Consider the following 6,313-nt stretch of genomic DNA (forward strand, 5'->3'; position numbering starts at 1 on the left):
AAAATAATAAGTTAGGATTTTTAAATATCAAAAGAAATTCTAGAAAAAATAAACCTAAAAAAAGCAAATCATTTTTGAGCAAAGCAGAAATGTCCTTATATTTGACAAAAATTTAATCGGTGGTTAGAGTTATTAGACAGACTGTCGTTGGTAGTAATGTAAAAACTGATAATGAAAATTTTACTAAATTTGATGAAATTTTAAAACACAATGAAAGTATTAAACCTTACATACAAAGATAAAGCTCTTAAATGGAGTTTAAAGAATGCTGACTTCGATAATTTAACATTACTGGTAGGTGCTTCTGGAGTTGGAAAAACTCAAATTTTAAATTCAATAATGCGTTTAAAATCAATAGCAAATGGAAAATCAATAAGTGGAATAGTTTGGAATATCATTTTTGAGACACTTGATGATTTAAAATTTGAATGGAGTGGAGAATTTGAAAATAAAGGAGATATTGATTTTACTGATGATGACGATGATGATATAAAAAGAAATAAACCTTCTATTATTAAAGAAAAACTTTTGCTTAATGGCAAAACAATTGTTGAGAGAACTAAAGATTCTATACTTTTCAATAATGCTAAAACCGTAAAACTTCCTAATCAACAAAGTGTAATTCATTTATTAAAAGAAGAAGAGGATCTTAAGCCTGCATTTGAAGGTTTTGGTAAAATTATTTATAGTGACCAAACGGATTCTACAAGAGAAGCTTTTAGAATAAGGTTTTCAGATACACAAAAGTTATTAAAGTCTCATAAAACTTTAAAATCAATTCAAGAAAGCACAGAAGATATTAGGGTGAAACTATTTTTATCGTATAAAAACTCACCGAAAACGTTCAATACCATCAAAGAAAGATATATTGATATTTTTCCTCAAGTTGAAGATGTTAAAGTTGAGCCCTTAGATTACGAAAATGAAGATGAAATTCCTTTTTTCTTTAAAGAATACCCTTTTATACAAATTAAAGAAATTGGAGTAGATAAGTGGATTAAGCAAGAAAATATTTCATCTGGTATGTTTCGAAGCTTAATTCATATTAGTGAAATTTATCTATGTAATGAAGGTAGTGTATTTTTAATTGATGAATTTGAAAATAGTTTAGGTATTAATTGTATTAACGAACTGACTAATGATATACTTTCATCAAAGAGACAAATCCAATTTATACTAACAAGTCATCATCCTTATATCATTAATAATATAGGCTATTCAAATTGGAAACTGGTAACTCGTTCAAAGGGAGTTGTCAATACTCACAATCCTGATGAATATAATATAGGAAAATCTAAGCACGATGCTTTTATGCAACTAATCCAATTAGACCAATATCAAACAGGGTTAGAAATATGAATTTATACATTATTGTAGAAGGACGTAGGACTGAAAAAAAAGTTTATCCAGCTTGGTTAGCTCATTTAATTCCCGATTTACAATCTGTAAATTGGGCTTATGAAGTTTCAAATAAAAATTATTATCTATTTAATGGAAATGGTTTTCCATCTCTACTTCACAATCATCTTAAAAACTCTATAGCGGAAGTTAATGAATATGACAAGTTTAACTACTTAGTTCTTATTTTAGACGTTGATGAAACAACTGTTAATGGTAGAATTGACGAAGTAAATGAATTTTTAAAAGAAAACGATCTTGAATTAAATGATAATACTGAATTAGTAATTCTTCCTCAAAACAGATGTATAGAAAGCTGGTTTTTGGGTAATAAAAAAGTTTTCAAACTAAATCCACAGAACCCAAATCTCATCAAATATGTTCAGTTTTATAACGTTAAAAATAATGACCCTGAAAAAATGGGACTCTATCCAAGTTTCAATACCCATTCTCAATTTCACGCTGATTACTGCACGGAATTTTTGAGGGAAAGAAATATCCGTTATTCCAAGAACAAACCTAATGGTGTTGTAGATAAAGACTATTTAGAGAATTTAATTCTAAGAAGTGAAAATACTAATCATTTAAAATCATTTAAAAATTTTATAGAATTTTGCAATAAAGTTAATTCAGAAATATAATCACTACTACCAATCGAGTAAGCAGTTGACGGAGTAATCTCCGCCAGTGCACCTCTCACACCACTGTACGTACGGGTCTCGTACTTGGCGGTTCGTTAGATAAAAGAAAAAAATTATTAAAAATAAAATCGTAAGTTTGCATTAAAATTAATGACATTATGAAAAAAATATTTTTGATTATTACTGCATTATTTTTAATGCAAATTGTTCAAGCTCAAAATTGGAAATGGCTGAATCCTACACCACAGGGAAATACACTTTACGGTATTTCTGTAATTGATAAGAATATTGCCTATGCTTGCGGTAATAGTGGCACTATACTTAAAACTAATGATGGAGGAACTACTTGGGTTCGTCAACAAACAGCAACTAATTATTCTATTGAGGATATTTTTTTTATTGATAAAGATAATGGACATGCTGTTGGTATAAACGGAAATATTCTAAGAACAACAGATGGTGGAAATACTTGGATTAGTCAACAATTTTCAGGTGCGTCTTATTTGCGTTCTGTATTTTTTACTGATGTAAATAATGGAATTATTGTAGGTAATGATGGCTACATACTTAAAACCACAAATGCAGGTAAAAACTGGTCTAAGAAAACATCAGGAACAACTAATACTTTATTGTCGGTAAATTTTGCTAATAAAAATGTTGGTTATGCTTGTGGTTTCCAAGGCACTATTCTTAAGACAACAAACGGAGGTAGTAACTGGTCAACTTTATCGCATTCATTTAGTTCAAATAGTTTCTATTCAGTAAGCTTTGCAGATGCAAATAATGGCTATGTGGTTGGATTTAGCGGTGTTCTTCTTAAAACAACAAATGGAGGCAGTAATTTTACAAATATAGATCCCGGTTATGGGAATTATATTTCTGCTTGCTTTATCAGCAAAGACACAGGATATGTAGCTGAATTATATCCTAAAATAATGAAAACAACTGATGGAGGAAATACATGGACTAATTATATGCCTTCTAATGATAGAATTCAGGCAATAGATTTCTCAAGCTATGAAAATGGATTTACTGTTGGTAATTACGGAGCTATGAACAAAACCACTAATGCAGGAACTGATTGGACTGTAATTAATAAAACATTGCTCTCACATCAATTTGATTTAAATTCAACTTTTTTTGTAACTGAAAATACAGGATATATTGTAGGTGAATACGGAACCATTCTCAAAACTTCAGATGGAGGAGATAGCTGGATAGCACAAGATGCAGGTTCTAAAAATTATTTAAATTCAGTTCATTTTACAGATTCCAGTAGAGGCTTCATTGCAGCTAACAATGGGATAGTTTTAAAAACTACCAATGGCGGTTCCAACTGGACTGAAATGTATTCCAATAATATAGAAAATTTTTTATCTGTTTATTTTATAGATTCTAATAACGGTTATGCGGTAGGTTCTGATAAAGCAAAATTCTCTGTAATATTAAAAACAACAGATGGTGGGAATACATGGACATATAAAAGGGATTATATATTTTGCTACTTAAATGATGTATATTTTATAAATGCAAAGAATGGCTTTGCCGTAGGCTATGACACCTATAGTTCCAGTGGCATTATCCTTACTACCAACGATAGTGGTTCAACTTGGACAAAATACAAAACAAATGATAACAAAGAATTGTATTCCATCAAATTTACAAATTCAAAACAAGGCTATATTGTAGGTGGGAAATCCATATCTAATACCATTTACAAAACAACTGATGGTGGTGTAAACTGGATTGCTCAAAATCCTGAATCGTCAAATTCTTTACATGCTGTTTGCTTTACTGATTCAATCAATGGTTATGCTGTAGGATTAAATGGAACTTTATTAGTAACAACAAATGGAGGAAGTTCATGGACAAAAGAAGCACAATTTGATGAGAATACATTTTTCTCTATTCATTTTCCAAGTGCAGGTGTAGGATATATTGTTGGAGAGAATTCTACAATTTTAAAAACTAAAGATTTTCAGAGCATAACTTCTTTTCAACCTATAGATACTGCAAAAGTTGGTGATAAAGGAATTGTTTTAATTGCAACCGCAAGTTCGGGTTTAGAAGTACTTTTTAGTTCTGCGGATAATTCAAAAGCCGTTATTATAGACAATAAACTGAATGCTCTAAAATCAGGAACAGTACAAATTTTTGCCAATCAACCCGGAGATTTAAATTATGCAAGTGCTACACAACTAAGCCGTTCACTTGTAATTCTTAAAGGAAATCAATCCATTACATTCGGAACTCTTGACAGTGCCACTGTTGGCGACCCTGATATTACATTAACTGCGGTAGCAAGTTCCGGTCTATCTGTATCATATTCATCTTCCAATAGTAGTATTGCGAGCATAGTGAGTGCTAATAAAATACATATATTAAAAAAAGGAACAGTGGAAATAACAGCCAGTCAAGCAGGAAATAACGATTTTTCAGCTGCTGATGATGTAAAGCAAACTCTTATAATATTAGCCGGACCAGATGCGATTCGTGAGCTTGAAATGAATTTCCGAATATATCCTAGTCCTGTATCTGATAAACTAACCATAGAAAATCCTTTTCCATCAGGAGAAACAATAATTAAAATTTATTCTATTCATGGCAAATTATTAATAGAAAAGAAACAGTGTAATGAGAAAACCGAAATTGCAATCGACAACTTTGAAAATGGAATTTATTTGTTAACTATTTCAAATAATAATAAAACATATAAAACAAAATTTTTTAAGAGATAAATAAAAGGAGATTCTAATAATTTATTCGCCTTACCAAGAAGACAGCACTCGTCCAATATTTTAAATAAATTGAACAAATACAACATTGATGTTCAATTATTGCATTGATTTTCGAGATTGTTCAGAAAATCGAAATAAATGGACACGTTATGTTGTTTTGTTGATTAATTTGACATATATTTGCATAGTTTTTAGAAAACACTAAATTATTGAACAAATAAGGTGTGTATGAAATATGATAGACAAAAACCTTTTGACGATTTACCAATGCTCCCACCAAATGTGGATATTGAAAATAATCCGAAAATATTGCAAAAATTAGTATTGGCTTCAAGGGCTTTAGCAACAGTTAACGGAAACCTTAATCGCTTACCAAATCCATTAATGCTTGTAAATACAATAGCATTACAAGAAGCTAAGACATCAACAGAAATTGAAAATATTTTTACAACAGAAGATGAACTTTATAAAGCAATTTCAGATACAAAACAAAAAGAAAACATTAATCCTGCAACAAAAGAAGTATTAAATTATCGTGAAGCTCTTTGGGCTGGTTATAATGCTTTACACGAAAATAAAAAGATTGATGAGGCTTTAATAAAGTGTATTTTCAATCAAATAAAAGATACAACTTCTGGATATAGACCTCCCCAAGCAAAGGTTGTAATAAAAAGGGGGCTAAGTGAATTTAGGTCAGGAGATATTATATACACTCCACCAACTAAAGATGGAAAAATTGAAAGTCTTATGGGAAACTTAGTTGACTTTATAAATAATGAAAAATATCCTATTGATCCATTATTAAAAATGTGTATATTTCATTACCAATTCGAAGCAATTCATCCATTTCAAGACGGAAATGGTAGAACAGGAAGAATACTTAACTTATTATATTTGGTTAGTCAAGACCTATTATCTCAGCCAATACTCTATATGTCAAAATATATTATTCATAATAAAGATGAGTATTATTATAAATTAGGAACTGTAACTCAACGAAACTCATGGGATTCTTGGATTAAATTTATGTTAGAAGCTATTGAAAAAACATCTATACTTACCAATGAACTAATTAATGAGATATTGGAACAAATGGACTCAACACTTGAATATGCAAAGGATAAAATGAAATGGTATAACAAAGAAGTTAACGAAGTGATTTTTAGTCAACCATATATAAAGCCAAATGTGTTAGGAAAAATTATTAAGAAATCTTCAAGAACAACGTTGACTAAATATTTTAATGAACTTGTTACACACAGAATATTGAGAGCTCATAAAGAAGGAATTGAGGTTTATTATATAAATGATGATTTGTTAAGAATATTAGAAGGATAATACTAAAAAAGCCTAGTCGAGTATATGACTAACCCTCAAATAATCCTAAACCGCTCAGCATATATATTGTTGCGAAAATATCGAATATTGAACAAGGAATTATGAATAATGAAATTTGCTGACCACAAAAGTTGCTCAGCATCGTCTTTTCACTTCAAAATTCTTTATTCCTTGTTCAATATTCATTATTAATAAATA

The 6,313-nt window shown here is 29.9% G+C and carries 4 protein-coding genes; all 4 read left to right on the forward strand.

The features are described 5' to 3' along the window. Window positions 1–210 precede the first annotated feature (210 nt). The 4 genes from U9R42_00275 (at window position 211) to U9R42_00290 (ending at window position 6,115) form a co-directional block, all read left to right on the forward strand. Window positions 211–1,359: an AAA family ATPase gene (locus U9R42_00275; protein MEA3494455.1), complete on the forward strand. Its 1,149-nt coding sequence runs from the start codon at window positions 211–213 to the stop codon at window positions 1,357–1,359. Then, window positions 1,356–2,039, forward strand: coding sequence for a hypothetical protein (locus tag U9R42_00280; protein ID MEA3494456.1), 684 nt, complete (start codon window positions 1,356–1,358; stop codon window positions 2,037–2,039). The genes U9R42_00275 and U9R42_00280 overlap by 4 nt, the downstream gene beginning before the upstream one ends. 158 nt (window positions 2,040–2,197) lie before the next feature. Beyond that, on the forward strand, window positions 2,198–4,777 hold the full coding sequence (locus U9R42_00285) for a YCF48-related protein (GenBank protein MEA3494457.1): 2,580 nt from the start codon (window positions 2,198–2,200) through the stop codon (window positions 4,775–4,777). Window positions 4,778–5,005: 228 nt separating this feature from the next. Further along, window positions 5,006–6,115 (forward strand): Fic family protein, encoded by a 1,110-nt coding sequence (locus U9R42_00290; GenBank protein MEA3494458.1) that lies wholly within the window; start codon window positions 5,006–5,008, stop codon window positions 6,113–6,115. Window positions 6,116–6,313 lie beyond the last annotated feature (198 nt).

The organism is Bacteroidota bacterium (assembly GCA_034723125.1).
Lineage (GTDB): Bacteria > Bacteroidota > Bacteroidia > CAILMK01 > JAAYUY01 > JAYEOP01.

What these genes read in the sequence shown, in the direction of transcription:
- U9R42_00275 (MEA3494455.1), top strand. Translation starts at nt 211, where the DNA reads ATGAAAGTATTAAACCTTACATACAAAGATAAAGCTCTTAAATGGAGT.
- U9R42_00290 (MEA3494458.1), top strand. Translation starts at nt 5,006, where the DNA reads ATGAAATATGATAGACAAAAACCTTTTGACGATTTACCAATGCTCCCA.
- U9R42_00280 (MEA3494456.1), top strand. Translation starts at nt 1,356, where the DNA reads ATGAATTTATACATTATTGTAGAAGGACGTAGGACTGAAAAAAAAGTT.
- U9R42_00285 (MEA3494457.1), top strand. Translation starts at nt 2,198, where the DNA reads ATGAAAAAAATATTTTTGATTATTACTGCATTATTTTTAATGCAAATT.